Source organism: Rhabdaerophilum sp. SD176 (genome assembly GCF_030143245.1).
Classification (GTDB): Bacteria; Pseudomonadota; Alphaproteobacteria; order Rhizobiales; family Beijerinckiaceae; genus Rhabdaerophilum.
The window spans coordinates 363,963-379,985 of sequence record NZ_JARJNS010000004.1 but is presented as its reverse complement, the minus strand read 5'-3'; the positions used below and the strand labels follow the sequence as shown (position 1 = coordinate 379,985).

General features: G+C 63.7%; 16 protein-coding genes and 2 tRNA genes. 3 read left to right on the top strand and 15 right to left on the bottom strand.

The features are described from left to right. Nucleotides 1–6: 6 nt before the first annotated feature. The 13 genes from P0652_RS11425 to P0652_RS11365 form a co-directional block, all read right to left on the bottom strand. Nucleotides 7–612, bottom strand: coding sequence for a pyridoxamine 5'-phosphate oxidase family protein (locus P0652_RS11425; protein ID WP_284178932.1), 606 nt, complete (start codon nt 610–612; stop codon nt 7–9). Between the two features lie 2 nt (nt 613–614). Then, the gene (locus tag P0652_RS11420; protein ID WP_284178931.1) at nt 615–959 is read right to left on the bottom strand and encodes a lipid-A-disaccharide synthase N-terminal domain-containing protein; all 345 of its coding nucleotides are present in this window, start codon (nt 957–959) and stop codon (nt 615–617) included. A gap of 1 nt (nt 960) precedes the next feature. Continuing rightward, nucleotides 961–1,749, bottom strand: coding sequence for a glycosyltransferase family 2 protein (locus P0652_RS11415; protein WP_284178930.1), 789 nt, complete (start codon nt 1,747–1,749; stop codon nt 961–963). A 20-nt stretch (nt 1,750–1,769) separates the two neighbouring features. Continuing rightward, a complete protein-coding gene (locus P0652_RS11410; protein WP_284178929.1) occupies nt 1,770–3,515 on the bottom strand; it encodes an ArnT family glycosyltransferase in 1,746 nt (581 codons plus the stop codon). A gap of 369 nt (nt 3,516–3,884) precedes the next feature. Then, nucleotides 3,885–3,961 (bottom strand) — tRNA-Arg (locus P0652_RS11405). 21 nt (nt 3,962–3,982) lie between these two features. Continuing rightward, nucleotides 3,983–4,291: an ETC complex I subunit gene (locus tag P0652_RS11400; RefSeq protein WP_284178928.1), complete on the bottom strand. Its 309-nt coding sequence runs from the start codon at nt 4,289–4,291 to the stop codon at nt 3,983–3,985. Nucleotides 4,292–4,636: 345 nt separating this feature from the next. Then, on the bottom strand, nt 4,637–5,035 hold the full coding sequence (locus P0652_RS11395) for a DUF5615 family PIN-like protein (protein WP_284178927.1): 399 nt from the start codon (nt 5,033–5,035) through the stop codon (nt 4,637–4,639). Further along, a complete protein-coding gene (locus P0652_RS11390; RefSeq protein ID WP_284178926.1) occupies nt 5,032–5,685 on the bottom strand; it encodes a DUF433 domain-containing protein in 654 nt (217 codons plus the stop codon). The genes P0652_RS11395 and P0652_RS11390 overlap by 4 nt, the downstream gene beginning before the upstream one ends. Nucleotides 5,686–5,855: 170 nt before the next feature. After that, nucleotides 5,856–5,932: transfer RNA gene (locus P0652_RS11385), tRNA-Pro, on the bottom strand. Nucleotides 5,933–6,007: 75 nt separating this feature from the next. Continuing rightward, complete coding sequence (locus tag P0652_RS11380; protein ID WP_284178925.1) at nt 6,008–6,589, bottom strand: DUF192 domain-containing protein; 582 nt, start codon at nt 6,587–6,589, stop codon at nt 6,008–6,010. Nucleotides 6,590–6,725: 136 nt separating this feature from the next. After that, the gene (locus P0652_RS11375) at nt 6,726–7,337 is read right to left on the bottom strand and encodes a cold-shock protein (protein WP_284178924.1); all 612 of its coding nucleotides are present in this window, start codon (nt 7,335–7,337) and stop codon (nt 6,726–6,728) included. A 195-nt stretch (nt 7,338–7,532) separates the two neighbouring features. Continuing rightward, nucleotides 7,533–8,279, bottom strand: coding sequence for an SIR2 family NAD-dependent protein deacylase (locus tag P0652_RS11370; protein WP_284178923.1), 747 nt, complete (start codon nt 8,277–8,279; stop codon nt 7,533–7,535). Then, nucleotides 8,276–8,911 (bottom strand): bifunctional 4-hydroxy-2-oxoglutarate aldolase/2-dehydro-3-deoxy-phosphogluconate aldolase, encoded by a 636-nt coding sequence (locus P0652_RS11365; RefSeq protein WP_284178922.1) that lies wholly within the window; start codon nt 8,909–8,911, stop codon nt 8,276–8,278. Before P0652_RS11365 ends, P0652_RS11370 begins: the two co-directional genes overlap by 4 nt. A gap of 96 nt (nt 8,912–9,007) precedes the next feature. Here P0652_RS11365 and P0652_RS11360 point away from each other — a divergent pair, with 96 nt between their 5' ends. Together P0652_RS11360 and P0652_RS11355 are read left to right on the top strand one after the other, a co-directional pair. Then, on the top strand, nt 9,008–9,448 hold the full coding sequence (locus tag P0652_RS11360; protein ID WP_284178921.1) for a VOC family protein: 441 nt from the start codon (nt 9,008–9,010) through the stop codon (nt 9,446–9,448). Between the two features lie 63 nt (nt 9,449–9,511). Beyond that, complete coding sequence (locus tag P0652_RS11355; protein ID WP_284178920.1) at nt 9,512–10,522, top strand: sterol desaturase family protein; 1,011 nt, start codon at nt 9,512–9,514, stop codon at nt 10,520–10,522. A gap of 13 nt (nt 10,523–10,535) precedes the next feature. Here the strand turns inward: P0652_RS11355 and P0652_RS11350 are convergent, their stop codons facing one another. Both P0652_RS11350 and P0652_RS11345 read right to left on the bottom strand, forming a co-directional pair. Next, the gene (locus P0652_RS11350) at nt 10,536–11,111 is read right to left on the bottom strand and encodes a hypothetical protein (RefSeq protein WP_284178919.1); all 576 of its coding nucleotides are present in this window, start codon (nt 11,109–11,111) and stop codon (nt 10,536–10,538) included. A gap of 237 nt (nt 11,112–11,348) precedes the next feature. After that, nucleotides 11,349–14,981 carry a hydantoinase B/oxoprolinase family protein gene (locus P0652_RS11345; protein WP_284178918.1) on the bottom strand — a complete coding sequence of 1,211 codons (3,633 nt, stop codon included), beginning with the start codon at nt 14,979–14,981 and terminating at the stop codon, nt 11,349–11,351. A 156-nt stretch (nt 14,982–15,137) separates the two neighbouring features. Between P0652_RS11345 and P0652_RS11340 the strand changes: the two genes are divergently transcribed. Continuing rightward, entirely contained in the window at nt 15,138–15,971 is an 834-nt protein-coding gene (locus tag P0652_RS11340; RefSeq protein ID WP_502947511.1) for a putative hydro-lyase, read from the top strand. The last annotated feature ends 52 nt before the right edge of the window (nt 15,972–16,023 follow it).

The following is a 16,023-nucleotide window of genomic DNA, read 5'->3' as shown; positions in this document are numbered from 1 at the left end:
GGCAGGTCAGGGCGCGAGCCAGTCCTTGCGGACAAGGGCCGCGCCTTCCCAGCCGAAGGCGGCGCGGCGATGGCCGCCATGCGCGAGGTAGAGCGTTTCCATCGTCTCGATGGTCATCCGCAGGACTGCGAAATTGGTCTCGCCTTCGGCCAGTTCCGGTGAATGCGAGGCCGGCAGGGAAAAACCATCGCCGGTCTCGATGGGCGTACCCGGCGCCGGCCGGGTGCCATAGCAGGCCTTGCTCATCGGCTGCGCGTTCTGCCACGCCATACGGGCCGTGGCATCGCCGTGGCTGATCGTGGCGAGGCCGGTCATCCGGACCTGCAGCTTCATGCCGGGATCATAGATATGGACGGCCACACTGCCGTTGGCTGCAACATCGTTTGCTTTCGCGGCGCGGATATCGGTATGGAACCGCAACCGGCGGATCTCCGGTTCGACGCCGCGCAGGATCATGGTGCGCAGGCGCGGCGCGCCGTCAGGCCCCATGGTCGCGATGGTGGGGTGATGGAAAGCCGAGCGGCGTGTCGAGGCGCCGGCACCCAGGCAGCGCCAGACCTCCGCGAGGGTGGCTTCCAGATCGTCCCAGAGCGAAGGGGCGGGCTGCTGCACGGTCAATCCCCCTGCGAGGCCACCTTGCCGCGTTCGCGCCGTTCCTTCGCGATCAGGGCGAGGTTGCGGAAATAGATGAAGAAGCTGAGCGCCTGCCCGAGGATGATCACCGGGTCGCGCTTGTGGATGCCGTAGGCCAGCACAATCGCCGCACCGCCGATCGAGAAGAACCAGAAGGCCAACGGCACGACGGAGCGCCCGGCCCGCTCGCTGGCAATCCATTGCACGATGAAGCGGGCGGCGAAGAGCAATTGCCCGAACACGCCCAGCACCGCCCACCAGGTGAAGTTGGTGATGAAAACATCATGCAGGAAGGAATTGAGATGGGTCGAGAGCTGGATCAGCATGTCAGGCTCCCGGCGCGGCGCCGACCTCGACAACAGGCGGGGTGGGACGCTTTCGCTTGATCAGCCACCAGACCCCGGCAAGATCGAGCACGCCAACGCGAAGGCGCCCCCAGAAGCCATAATTCGACACGCCCGAGCCACGCGGCCGGTCAACCACGTCGAGATGCGCCACCGCATAGCCCTCGCGCTTGACGAGCGCCGGCATGAAGCGATGGATCGCATCGAAATATGGCAAGGCGAGATAGACCTCGCGGGGGAAGGCCTTGAGGCCGCAGCCGGTATCGCGGGTACCGTCCTTGAGGATCGCACCACGGATCCGGTTGGCCTGCCGCGACTGCCAGCGTTTGAAGGGTGTGTCCTTCCGACCGACGCGCTGGCCCTGCACGATGCCGACGGCGCCCTCCCCCTCCTGCAAGAGGCGGATCATCTGCGGGATGAAGGCCGGGTTGTTCTGGCCGTCGCCATCAAGCGTGGCGATATACGTGCCGTGGGCGAAGCGCACCCCCGAGCGGATCGCGGCTGACTGGCCACCGCTCCGGGCATGGCGGAGCTGGCGCAATTGCGGGTAGCTGCCGCGCAGGTTCGCGAGGATCGTGGGCGTCTCGTCGGTCGAGCCGTCATCAACGAAGAGCACCTCGAAAGCCGGGCCACTTTCAAGCGCAGCGACAATCTCCGCCAGAAGCGGCGCGACATTGCCCTCTTCGTTCCGCACCGGAACGACAACCGAGATCAGCGGCAAGACCGCGGTTGCGGCCTCCGTATCCCCGGCGGTGCTGTCAGACTGGTCCACGCGGCGCTCCGTCGATTGGCTCAGCGGCGGACATACACGGCGATGTCGAGCACGCGCAACCGTCGCTGCTTGTCGAGCGCCGCATTGATGTTGACCCCGCGTACCCGTGTGACGAGGGCCGGCGCGCTGCGGCCCTGCAGGGCGGAACGGAACGCCTCCTCCGAGGCCCGTTCGATGAAGGCAATGCGGCAGCCCTCGCCCTCGCGGTCAATGAAGGCAGCGGCGCCGGCGGCATCGGTCATCAGCAGGGCGGTATCTGTGAGGAAGACGAGGCTCGGTTCACGATAGCCCACGGTCGCATAGGCGGGGCTGGCACAGCCGGTTGCCCGGGCCGCCTCGGCGAGGCGCGGCGACAGGTTGAAGGCCTTGAGCATGGGCAGGCCATTCGGGTAGGCCGCCAAAGTCAGCATCAGGCTTGCGGCAAGGCCGGCGACCAGCGCACGGACCGGCTTGGCCTGCCGTGCCAGCATCCAGGTGCCGTAGGCGCCGAGGGCAAAGGCAAGCGCGAGAAATGGCAAAGCGAGGAAGGGCAGCCGGAGGATGGTGAGTCCCTCTTCCAGCAGAAGGAACAGGCCCGGCACGCCGATCAGCAGGACCAGCGGCACGAGGAGCAGCAGGAATGCCGCCAGCCCGCGCGCCCAGCGCTGCTGCATCAGGCCGGAGCGCTCGGCCGCGATCATGATCAGGATGGCGATGGCGGGATAGACCGGCAGGACATAATGCGGAAGCTTGGTCGGCACGGCCTCGAGGATCAGCCAGAAGGGCACGATCCAGGCGAGGAGGAAGGCCACGCCGTCATCCCGCCTTTCGCGCCAGGCGAAAGGAATGGCCAGCAGGGCCAAAGGTGCCGCCGGCCAGAAGGTCAGCCAGAACACGCCGAAATAGGTACCGGGTGGCGCGCCGTGCTTTTCCTGCGCCGAGCCCACCTTGGCCAGCATGTCCTTGCCGAGCGATTCGGCAAAAAAGCTGCTGCCGGCCTTGGCAAGGATCAGCGACAGCCAGGGCAGCACCACCAGCGCGACGATCAGCAGGCCGAGACCGGGGCGCATGCCCTTCGCCCAGCCGAGATCGCGGTCGCGCCAGGCAAGGACGGCGATGGCAAGGGCCGCAACCAGCGGCGTGATCGGGCCCTTGACCAGCACCGCCGCGCCGATGGCCAGCCAGAACAGGACGAGGTGACGTTGCGTCAGGCCGGGGGCAACGCCCGGCGACCGGCTTGAAAGATAGGCGCGGGCCATGAAACCGAAGGCGGCGACACTCAACGCACCGAGGACGGCATCGGTCTTCGCGAGGCGTGCCTCGACGCCAAGCAGCACGGAGCCGGCCATCATCAGCGCGGCCAGCAGCGCCCCCTCGCGGGAGAGGAAGGCCAGGGCTGCCCAGTAGGTCAGCAGGACCATCGCGATGGCGCCGAGGAAGGAAGGCACACGGTAGAGGCCGATCGTCCGGCGGGCATCGGGCACGCCGAGCCATTCGCCGATCGAGACGGTGGCGCTCTGCAGCCAGTAGATGCCGACGGGCTTCTTGTGGCGCGCCTCCTCCTGGAACCGGATATCGACAAAGTCACCCGTCTCCAGCATCTGCTTCGAGGCCTGCGCGAAACGGGGTTCGTCGCGGTCCATCGGCTGGAGTGACATCTGCCCCGGCAGGAAGAAGCAAGCCGAGATGAGCACAAGAGCCAGCATGGCGCGCCGGTGCGTGCGCGTCAGCGCATGAAGCACGCCGCGCCAATCATGCTGGAACAGGGCCGAGACGGGATTGGGCATCAGCGGTCACTCGCTTGGCCGGCCCTCCGCGCCGACAGGGCGATTGCCCCGGGGCGCAGATGCCGCTCAAATTTTGATTCACCCGCAAAATCAACGCGCCAACCGGCGAGGATCACGTGGTTTCCGGACGCGTATGTGCGCCCTCTGAGATTTTGATTCAAGACGACAATGACAGAAAGTTACTCTCGCCCGGTTGAAACCGAATCTTAACATCGGCGAGTCTATCTGCCCCGGCCCTGCGAGAAGGTTTATGGCCCTGCGCCCCGGTTTTCCGCCTGAAATGATGTGAATCCGGGCTCATGCGGCACATGAAGCGCCAGAATCATTTTCTGAAGATATATGGATAACGCTTTGTTATTCCGTGTATATTGGCGACCCCTGCAGGGCTCGAACCTGCGACCTCATGCTTAGAAGGCACGCGCTCTATCCAGCTGAGCTAAGGGGCCGATCCGCGCGGGGCGCCGATCTCAATGTGTCCAGGTGCCGATCCGGTCGAAGCGGAAATTGTCGGAATAGGCCATCGGGCGGCGCGAGGCCTGGCGCGGTTCCTCGACGCGGTAGGCGAGGCCGTTGCGGGTCGCGTAGGCGATCGCCTCTTCCTTGGTGTCGAACCACAGCTTGACCTGAGACAGTGTGTCGGCAGAGCTGGTCCAGCCCATCAGCGGCTCGATGCTGCGCGCCTGCCGGGCCGGCTCGAATTCCAGCAGCCAGCGCCCGGTCTTCGCCGTTCCGGACTGCATGGCCGTCTTGGCCGGGCAATAGATTCTGGCGGTCATTGCGGAAGACCCCTCTTCAAGACACCGCGCCGGGCGAACCCGATTCGCGGCCAGCGCTGAACCCGTGAAACGCTGGCCCATCGGGCGGGCGGGATCAACGGGATTCCGATCGTCAGGCGTTTGCACGCTCGCGCGGGGCGCGTCAACCGCCTGCCCTCGATGTCGCTGCGTCGGGGAAACGAAAATGGTCGGGGTAGCAGGATTCGAACCTACGACCTGTAGTACCCAAAGCCATGCCCGAGCATTGATTTTTATGGACTTTCCTTGCAAAAAACGGACCCTTCGACGACGAATTTTCAACGGGTTACGGGCGGTTTGCAAAATGAAATTGCCCGCTTAATGCAATTACCGCTTAGTCGAAATTGATGCATCGCCGATATCAATAAACATGCGCCTGTCAGGACTACCTTCGCTGAATTTCCATTCGTGCTCGATCAGGCTTAGAGCGCTGCCGACACGGTCGGCAGCTCTAGGCTCACGACAGGACAGTTTCAGTAAGCTCAGCTTTCGGTAGCGCCTTTGCCCGACGCCGTGACGTTGCGCTAGCTGCTTCATATCTCCGTCGAGCGCAACCAGAATTGCCTCATTGGCTTGAGCTACCGCGCAAACAAGTTGATCCGGCGAACCAGATGCAGTAGCATCCTGCAAATAAATGACTAAATGACCATTATCCGAAAGGCGGCGTCCTACAGCGCGCGGAACACCCTCATCCAAAAAGAACCTCAACTTCGGCTTTTTCGTCACGCAGCCTTGCTACCTTGCTCAAAATCAATTGCCGCTTTTACATCCGCTGCGCTTAGGCTTGGATATTCGGCGAGGATTTGCTCAATGGTGTATCCATCTTCATGAAAATTCTTGATTGCCCTGACCGGGATACGGGTTCCTGAAATCACCGGAGCATTATGCGATACATTTCTGCTGCGTTGGATTTTGCCTATCTGCTTGGCGTCTCGTTCCGACAGATCCTTAATGTCTCGGCGTGTGTCGGAAACCACTTTTTCAAGCGGAATCCCGATAGAATATTGACCGCTAACCACTTCCCGTTGGCGCCCATCCTCGGGGTCATCGAAATTCACTCGCCGATTCAGAACGTAAAGCGTAACTCGTGACCAAGCACTGTTATCCAGTGCACAGAGCTTTTCCGCGACCTCTCGCAGATGCTGAACCGAAACAGAGTACTGCTTCGTGAGAACATTGAGGACGCGGAGTGCTGTAATGTCCTGAAATGAATAAACACGGCTGTAAGCTGCCCTACGGTTCTCATCCGCGAACTGCGGCGAGAACAGACCAGTTCGATCCCAATATCGAAGTTGATGCACGCTGATCCCGGACAGGCGCGAAGCCTGATCTTCGGTGAATGCGGATACAACCTGTTTTTCTGACTGTATGGTCATAGTGCATCCTAACCCTGGATTTTGCCCGGACAAAGCGGGAAATACGGCTAACGGATGGCCTGCCAATCTTGGTTCCTGGAGCGCTGATATCTAATCGATCGCCGAAATTTAGGATACAGCCTCTGCAAAATGATCTGCAAAACGCTCACCCCGAAAGTGAGCTAAGTCATTGGTCGGGGTAGCAGGATTCGAACCTACGACCTGTAGTACCCAAAACTACCGCGCTACCAGACTGCGCTATACCCCGAGGGCCGAACGGCCGAGGTTGTCCGGCTAGCATGCCTGCCGGGGCGGGACAAGCCGGCATCAGCCGGCACCACCCTCAGCGGAACATCGGATGGACGATCCGGTCTCCCGGCTTCAGGCCGAGCCGGTTGGCGACATTGGCATTGAGTTCCAGCACGGCGCGGACCGGAACGCCGGAGGAGATCATCTTCTCGGATTCCGGCTCGGTGCGGCTCTCGATCCGGTGGACGCGGCCATCGGCAAAGATGAAGACCATGTCGAGCGAGAGATAGGTGTTCTTCATCCACATCGTGACCAACTGGTCGCGCTCGAAATCGAACAGCATGCCCTGATCCGGCGGCATGGATTGCCGGAACATCAGGCCCCGCGCGCGCTGGGCATCGTTCCGGGCGACCTCGACATTGAAAATGTGGCGCCGATCACCGGACTGGATCTCGAGCCGCTCGAGCTGGTCGGCACTGGCCACGCTGCCGCCCTGCCCGCTCGCGCCCTGCGTGCTCTTCGCCGTCTCGTCCCATTTCTGGTACATGCGGGTGAGATTGGTCGTCAGGGAAATGCCGATCACCCCGACCAGGACGACAACCAGTGCAAAGATAAAGACGCGCGATCGGGTTTTGCCCCGCTCGACAGCCTTCGTATGATCCAGCTTCTCGCTCATGTTGCCGACGCCGTTTCCGGGCGCCCTTCCAATCCGTGTTGAACTCGGGAGGCGGCCCTTTCGGGCGCCTTCCCAAGCAACTATCCACGATTATGTTAAAAAATTAAGTCAACCGCGATGCGAGAATCCGCGTGGGTCAATGTGATGCAGGCGGATTTCCATCCTCTGCGATCCGGACCTCGGAAGCCATCAGCCCTTTCGGCCCGTTCCCGAACCGGACATAGACAACCTCGCCGGGCGTCAGCTCGGCGATACCCGTCCGGCGCAGCGTTTCCATATGGACGAAAATGTCCTCGGTCCCGTCGCCCCTGGTGACGAAGCCGAAGCCCCGGAGCCGGTTGAACCATTTGACCACCACGCGTTCGAAGCCGCCCGTCGGCGTAACCTGCACATGCGTGCGCGCCGGTGGAAGCTGGGAAGGGTGGGTGGCCGTGGAGACATCCATGGAAAGAATGCGGAAGGTCTGATAGCCGCGCTGCCGCTCGATGGCCTCGACCACGATGCGCGCACCTTCCGGCGCGGTCTGGTAGCCATCCCGGCGGAGGCAGCTGACATGCAGGAGGACATCCGGCATGCCATTGTCCGGAATGATGAAGCCGAAGCCCTTGGAGACGTCGAACCATTTGATCCGACCGGAAATCTCGACCAGGTCGAGCGGCTGGTCATCCTGCCGCAGATCAGCCTCCCCGGCCGACCCCGGAACCAGGAAGCGATTGCCAAATCCCTTGGCGCCGAAATCTTCACCCATCGCAACACACGGCCCGCGTTCAGTTCGTTGTGCCGGTACTCTCCGAACGGGCCGGAGATTACCGACGCACAACGAATCTTTCTCCTGCGTTAACCATGCCTTCAACTCCGTGAGTTCGGCAATCCCTAAACATCACGCGGAAGCATCAGGAGCGATGAATATCCACGACCACTTTCGCTTTTGCCGGTTTTCGCTTCAACCGGCGTCAATCTGCCTGAAAATCGAGCCGATCTCGCCGCGCCAGACGTGATCCGCCAGATCATCGAGCGGCGTCGGCTCACGGTTGATGATCACCAGCGTCGCCCCGTTCTGGCGGGCGAGGACTGGCAGCTCGGCGGCGGGATAGACAACCAGCGAGGAGCCGGCCACGAGAAAGAGATCACAGGATCGCGCGAGTTCCACCGCCCGGGCCATGGCCCCGGCCGGCATGCGCTGCCCGAAGGAGATCGTGGCGCTCTTGACCAGTCCGCCACAGGCGTCACAGGCGGGGGCATGGCCATGCGCCTCGAAATGGGCGCGGATGGGCGCCAGCTCATGCCTATGGCTGCATTCGAGGCATGTGGCGTAGGTGCCGTTGCCATGGATCTCGACCACGTCCTCCGGCGGCAGGCCGGCCGCCTGGTGCAGGCCGTCGATATTCTGGGTGATCAGCCCGGCGAGCCGCCCGGCGCGATGGAGGCTGGCGAGGGCGCGATGGCCCTCGGCGGGCTGCGCATCGCGGTAGAGATCGTCCATCGTGAACTTGCGCCGCCAGGCTTCGCGGCGGGCTGCCGCGCTGCTGACAAAGGCGTCGAAGGGAATCGGCTTGTTCGCCATCCAGGGCGAACCGGGCGAGCGGAAATCCGGCACGCCGCTTTCCGTCGACATGCCCGCACCGGTGAAGGCGACGATCCGGCGCGCCTTCGCGAGGATGTCCAGCAGGCCGTCAGGCGCCGTACTCATTGCCCGAGGGCGGCCGCTGCCCGGGCAAGCGCCGTGATCTCGTCCCAATGGCCTGCAGCGATGGCCGCCTTGGGCACCATCCAGGAGCCGCCGATGCAGAGGACATTGCCGAGGGCGAGATAGGTGCCGGCATTGGCCGGGGAAATGCCGCCTGTCGGGCAGAAGCGCAGGTCGCCGAGCGGGCCGGCCACGGATTTCAGGTAATCGACGCCTCCGGCGGCTTCGGCGGGGAAGAATTTCAGCTCGTGGAAGCCCATTTCCATCAGCGCGACCATTTCCGACACGGTCGCCGCGCCGGGCAGGCAGGGAATGCCGCTCTCTGCCACGGCGTGGCCGAGCTTCTCCGATGTGCCCGGAGTGACGAGGAAGCGCGCACCGGCATCCCGTGCCTCGCCGATCTGCGAGGGCGTCAGGACCGTGCCGATGCCGAGCACGAGATCAGGGCATTCCCGGGCGATCGTCTCGCAGCCGCGCAGGGCGGCATCCGTCCGCAGCGTGACCTCGACAACATCAATCCCGCCGGCCTGCAGGGCACGGGCCAGAGGGACGGCATCCTCGACGCGGTCTAGCGTGATGACGGGGATGACACGGGCCTTGCCGAGGAGCGGGGAAAAGCGCGGGAGGACAGTCATGGGCACCTTGAGGGCTGGAAGCGCGACGCCAAGTGAGGCACAAAGCGTTATCCCCGAGCGCCCTCCCGGCGCAAGCATCCAGCTTGAGGAAAGATCATGGAATATCTGCACACGATGGTGCGCATCCGGAATGTCGAGGAAAGCCTCCGCTTCTACCGCGATGCCCTGGGCCTTGTCGAAACGCGGCGCATCGACAATCCGCAAGCGCGGTTCACGCTCATCTTCCTGGCCGCGCCGGGTGATGTCGAGCATGCCAAAGCCCACAAATCCAAGGAAGTGGAGCTGACCTACAACTGGGATGACGAGGCTTATGCCGGCGGGCGGAATTTCGGCCATCTCGCCTATCGCGTCGACAATATCTACGAGACCTGCGCCCATATCCAGGCGATGGGCTACACGATCCACCGTCCGCCCCGCGAGGGCCGGATGGCCTTCGTGAAGTCTCCGGACGGCATCTCGGTCGAGTTGCTCCAGAAGGGCGACAACCTGCCCGTGGCCGAGCCCTGGGCCAGCATGCCGAATACCGGCAGCTGGTAACGACTTAACGGCATTCGAAGAAATCGGGCGCATGGTGCGGCAAGTTTCGCCCGGATGCGCCCGATGGATATGCTCAGAGAACTTGGCCAGTCACTGGCCCGCCCCGTCACCGGCCTGTTCGATCCCGGCAATCCGGGATCGCTCTACATGCTCGGCGCAGCCCTCCTGTTCACCCTCGGCTTCGTGGTGATCGCACGCCGGCGGCGTGGCACGCGAGAGACGCGGCTCCGCGCCTTCTTCCGCTTCATTTTCAGCCCGCGGGTCTGGCGGCATCGCTCGTCGTTGCTCGATTACAAGCTCTACGCGGTGAACACGATCCTTCTGGCCTCTGTGCTCACGGTCTTCATGGTCGGTTCGGAATTCTGGGTCGATCTCGTCGGGCCCTGGCTGGCCGCGGCCTTCGGACCGCCACCCGTCAATGCCTCGCCGAGCTGGTGGATCTGCGGAATCACAACCCTGGCGCAGATCCTCGCGCTCGATTTCGGCTACTGGCTGGCGCATTTCGGCTTTCACCGCTCGGAGATCCTGTGGGAATTCCACAAGGTGCACCATTCGGCCGAGGTGATGACCCCAGCCACGGAGCTGCGCCAGCACCCGGTCGAACTGGTCGCCTTTCCGATCGTGTTCGGCTTCACCACGGGCATTACCTTCGCCGTGATGGTCCAGGTTTTCGGTGCGGAAGCGCAGAAGCTGGGCCTGACCGGCCAGAACATCATCCTCGTCATCCACCTGATGACGTTCCACCATTTGCGGCACAGCCATGTGGCGATGCCCTTCACCGGATTCTGGGGCCGATTGCTCCACTCGCCCGCGCATCACGAGATCCACCACTCTGCCGATCCGAAGCATTTCGACCGGAATATGGGTTATCTCTTCTCGATCTGGGACTGGATGGCCGGCACGCTTGTCATGCCGCGCAAGGGCGAGAAGATCACACTCGGGATCGGTCATGAGGGCGCAACCCATGACAGCGTTGGAAATGTGATGTGGCTCCCTTTCCGCAATGCCGGCCGACTGATCGCTGCCCGCTGGCGTGGGCGGATGCCAGAAGAAGCGCCCGCCCGCGAGGGCTGAGAGCCCGCTCACCTCACTGGTTCGTGACCGTCGTGGTGCAACGGCCGTCGATGCAGGTCGTCGTCTCGATCCGGCAGACATTGTTGACGCAATTGCGCTTGGTCGAGGTCGAGCGGTTCTCGCGCTGGAAGGTGCTCGTGTTCACATTGGCAGGGCGCGGCGGCTGGACGACAGCCGGGCGCACCGCAGGTGCCGTGGTCTGCGGGCGCGGTGCCGGGCGCGGCGGATTCAGCGCCTGGATCAAGGCCTGCCGGTTGCGCTCGGATTCGCGGCGGTCCGCCGCTTCCCGGCGCAGGTCATCATCGGGGATGGGCATCCCGCGCGAGGCCAGAGCCGCGCCAGCCTCGGTGTTCCCCCAACGGGCGGACTCGGTCAGGTAATAGACGATCACGTTCTCTTCCTGCGGGAAGCCGGCAACGCCGCGCTGGTGGCATTGCGCCACCGCGTAGAGATAGGTTCCGGAGCGCGGAAAGGCCTTGGCAGCCTGGCACCAGGCCGGTGAATAGGCCGGCTCCGTCTGGAGCTGAAGTTCCGGCGTGCACGCGCCAAGCGCCATGGCCATCGTGATGGCCGCGATCAGTTTCTTCATCGTTCCAACCCCTGTTCTTGCGCGGGATTGAAACAGCCATCCTGCTGACAGACAAGCGAAAAGGCGGTGGCTCCACCAAAATAACCGCCTAGTCCAAATTGCGCTAGGACGGCATTCTTGCCACCGCTCCCGGGCCGGCGAGAATGCCGGCCGGGCTGACGGAAATCGGATGCCCCGCCCCTGCGGGCGGGCAGTTTCAGCGGCGCCGGACCATGGCCAGACGCCGCTTGCTGGATGTCATTCCGCGGCTTCCAGCCGGCCATAGCCGCCCGGGGTCGGCGTCTCGATGATGATCGCCTCGCCGGGCTGCAGCACGGTCTGGTCGCAGCCCTTCAGCACCTCGACCTCGCCGGACAGCCGCCGGACGCTGTTTTTCCCGACAAGGCCGTTGGCGCCGCCCTTCAGGCCGAAGGGCGGAACCCGGCGATGGCCGGAGAGCAGCGCGCAATCCATCGTTTCGAGGAACCGGATGCGCCGATGCGTGCCATCGCCGCCGCGCCACTGGCCGGCCCCACCCGAGCCGCGCCGGATGTGGAAATCCTCCAGCACAACGGGGAAGCGCAGTTCCAGGATCTCCGGATCGGTCAGACGCGAGTTGGTCATGTGGGTATGGACACCCGGCGTGCCATTCCAGCCGGGGCCGGCGGGCGAGCCGGAGCAGATCGTCTCGTAATATTGATGCTTGTCGTTGCCATAGGTCAGGTTGTTCATGGTGCCCTGCGCACCGGCCATCGCCCCCAAAGCGCCGAACAGGCAGTTCGTCACGGCCTGGCTGACCTCGACATTCCCGGCCACCACGGCGGCCGGATATTTCGGCGTGAGCATGGTACCCGGCGGCACGATGATCCGGATCGGCCGGAGGCAGCCGGCATTCATCGGAATGCTGTCTTCCACCATGACTCGGAACACATAGAGCACCGCAGCCCGGGTCACCGGTTCGGGTGCGTTGAAATTATCGTCCCGTTGCGGCGAGGTGCCGGTGAAATCGACCGTGGCCTCGCGCTTTTCGCGGTCGACCGTGATCTTCACCTTGATGCGGCAGCCCTGGTCCATCTCATAGTCGAAGACGGCATCGTGAAGCCGGGCGATGACGCGGGCGACGCTCTCGGCCGCATTGTCCTGCACATGGCCCATATAGGCCTGAACGACATCGAGGCCGAAGCCGTCGATCATCTTCTCGAGTTCCGCCACGCCCTTGGCATTGGCGGCGATCTGGGCCTTCAGGTCGTTGACGTTCTGGACGACGTTGCGGACCGGATATTTCGCGCCGGTCAGCAGCTTCACCAAAGCTTCCTCGCGGAATGTGCCTTCGTCCACCAGCTTGAAGTTGTCGATGTAGACGCCCTCTTCCTCGATATTCACCGCCAGCGGCGACATCGATCCCGGCGCAATGCCACCGATATCGGCATGATGCCCGCGGCTGGCGACCCAGAAAAGCAGCGTCTCGCCCTGCGGGTCGAAGACCGGCGTGCAGACGGTAATATCCGGCAGGTGCGTGCCGCCATTATACGGGGCGTTGATCGCGTAGACATCGCCCGGCTTGATGACGGGGTTGCCCTTGATGATGCTCTCGACCGAACGGTCCATCGAGCCGAGATGCACGGGCATATGCGGCGCGTTGGCGACGAGGCGGCCCTCATTGTCGAAGACAGCACAGGAGAAATCCAGTCGCTCCTTGATGTTGACCGAATAGGCCGTGTTCTGCAGCGCCACGCCCATCTGCTCGGCGATGGACATGAAGAGGTTGTTGAAGATCTCCAGCAGCACGGGATCGGCTTCGGTGCCGATGGCCTTGGCGCGGCGGAGTTCCTCGCGCCGGGTCAGGACGACATGATCCTTCGGCGTGACGCGGGCTTCCCAGCCCTGCTCGACCACGATGGTCTGGTTCGGCTCGATCAGGATGGCCGGGCCCATGAAGCGCGCACCGGGCTTCAGATCGGCCCGGAGATGGATATCCGCCTCCTGCCAGGCACCCTGGCTGAAAAAGCGGGTCCGGTGCCGGGCGACGGGCGTGGATTCCGGCGCGGCCATGCTCGGCTCCTCGAAGCCCGAGCCGCCGCCGATCGCCTCGACCGAGATCGCCTCGATCACCACCGGCTTGGCGCTGTCGGTAAAGCCGAACCGGGCGCGATGCGCGCTCTCGAAGCGCGAGCGGAGGGCCTGCGGGCCATCGCCCGGCTTCCAGGTGATTTCGATCGGGCTGTCCGTGCCGGCATAGCGCAGATGAAGCTCGATCACGAGGCGCACGGCCTCGCGGGAGATGCCCTGCTGCGCCACTTCCGACACTGCCTCGGCGCCGATCGAGCTCTCGGCCTTGCGGACATGCTCGGCGACATCGCCACCAAGCGGGACCTCGGACGCGACCTGCCGCGTCGCCCGGATCGAAGCGAGGCCCATCCCATAGGCCGAAAGCAGGCCGGAATAGGGATGGATCAGGATTTCGGTCATGCCGAGATGATCGGCGACAAGGCAGGCATGCTGGCCGCCGGCACCACCGAAGCAGTTGAGCGCATAGCGCGTGACGTCATAGCCGCGCTCGACCGAGATCTTCTTGATCGCATTGGCCATATTCATCACGGCGATCGCGATGAAGCCATCGGCGATCTGCTCCGCGCTCTTTCCGGGCACCCTGGCAGCAAGTTCGGCAAATTTCGCCTTCACCGCCTCGACATCCAGCGCCTCGTTCCGCTTCGGGCCGAAAATCGCGGGGAAGAAATCCGGGTTGAGCTTGCCGACCATGACATTCGCATCGGTCACGGCGAGCGGGCCGCCATTGCGGTAGCAGGCCGGGCCGGGATTGGCGCCGGCGGAATCCGGTCCGACGCGGAAGCGGGCGCCGTCAAAATGCAGGATCGAGCCGCCACCGGCCGCAACCGTATGGATGCGCATCATCGGCGCGCGCATGCGGACACCGGCCACCTCGGTCTCGAAAGCGCGCTCGAACACGCCGTCATAATGGGCCACGTCGGTCGAGGTGCCGCCCATATCGAAGCCGATGACGCGGCCGAAGCCCGCGGATCTGCCGGTTTCAGCGAGCGCGACAACGCCGCCGGCCGGGCCGGACAGGATGGCATCCTTGCCCTGGAACAGTTCCGCCGCGGTGAGGCCGCCGGAGGACATCATGAACATCAGACGGATGCCGGTCCGCCCGACATCGAGTTCCTCGGAAACCTGACCGACATAGCGCGAGAGGATCGGCGAGAGATAGGCATCGACAACCGTCGTATCGCCGCGGCCAACCAGCTTGACGAGCGGGGAGACCTCATGGCTGACCGAGACCTGGGGAAAGCCGAGGGCGCGGGCCATCGCCGCGACCTTCCGCTCATGGGCGGGGTAGCGATAGGCATGCATGAAGACGATGGCGATGGCCTGGACACCCTTCGCCTTCAGCGCCTCCAGCGCCTTCAGCGTACCAGCCTCGTCCAGCGGAGTTTCCACCGTGCCATCGGTCAGGATGCGCTCCTCGACCTCGACGACATCCGAATAGAGCAGTTCCGGCTTGATGATTTCCTTGGCGAAAATATCCGGCCGCGCCTGATAGCCCAATTCGAGGGCATCACGGAAACCGCGCGTCGTGATCAGCACGGTCCGCTCGCCCTTGCGCTCGAGCAGGGCATTGGTGGCCACTGTGGTGCCCATCCGGACCTCGCCGACGAGGCCGGCGGGGATCGGCGCGCCGGTCTCAAGGCCGAGAAGCTCGCGGATTCCCTGCACGGCCGCATCCCGATAAACACGCGGATTTTCCGAAAGCATCTTCCTGGCATGAAGGTTGCCAGCGGGATCGCAGCCGATCACATCGGTGAAAGTGCCACCGCGATCGATCCAGAAATTCCAGACTTTCTCGTTGCTTGACCTGTTCGTCGCGGACATCGCAGCCTCCCGGATTGCGCCATTCTTGTGTCACATATGTAAAACGTCGATAATTTGTTGACAAGATGAAAATGTGAGATAGCTTTGTTCACAGGCGCCGACAATCGGCAATCCTCAACCGGCAACAAGACCGGGCGAACAGGAAGGGAGATCCGCATGAGCCATGCGGTGAGTTCTGTGGCCGAGGCGCCCCGGGCGCTGCCGGCCCATGTCCGGATGTCGGCGGAGGCCGCGCGGCAGGTGATCCGCGCCGGCGAGTATGCCGGCCCGACCAGCGGCCTCGCCCCGGGCATGGTGCAGGGCAATCTCTGCATCCTTCCAAAAGATCTCGCAGCCGATTTCCTGCGTTTTGCCCAGCTCAACCCGAAGCCCTGCCCGATCATCGGCATGAGCGAGCCGGGCAGCCCCAAGGTGCCGCTTCTCGGCGCCGGCATTGACCTTCGCACCGACCTTCCCCGTTACCGCATCTGGCGGAAGGGCGAACTGGTCGACGAGCCCACGGATCTGATGGCGCATTGGCGCGATGATCTCGTCGCCTTCGTGATCGGCTGCAGCTTCTCCTTCGAGGAAGCCCTGATCGAAGACGGGATTCCGCTCCGGCATGTGAGCTGCGGCAACAATGTCGCGATGTACCGGACCTCGATCACCTGCAACCCGGCTGGGCCCTTTGCCGGCCCGATGGTCGTCTCGATGCGGCCGCTGAAGCCCTCCTATGCCATCCGCGCGGTGCAGATCACCTCGCGCTTTCCGGCGGTACACGGCGCGCCGGTCCATATCGGCAAGCCCGAGATGATCGGAATCACCGATCTTGCCCGGCCCGATTACGGCGACCCCGTCGAGATCCGCGAGGATGAATTGCCGGTTTTCTGGGCCTGCGGGGTGACGCCGCAGGCAGTGATCGCGGCCGCCCGGCCCGATTTCGCCATCACGCATTTCCCGGGATCGATGCTGATCACCGATCTGAGGAATTCGCGGCTTGCCGCGTTGTGACGAACGGCCGGCCGCCTCCGGGCGGCGGGCCAAAGGCCGTTGACCGAAGGGC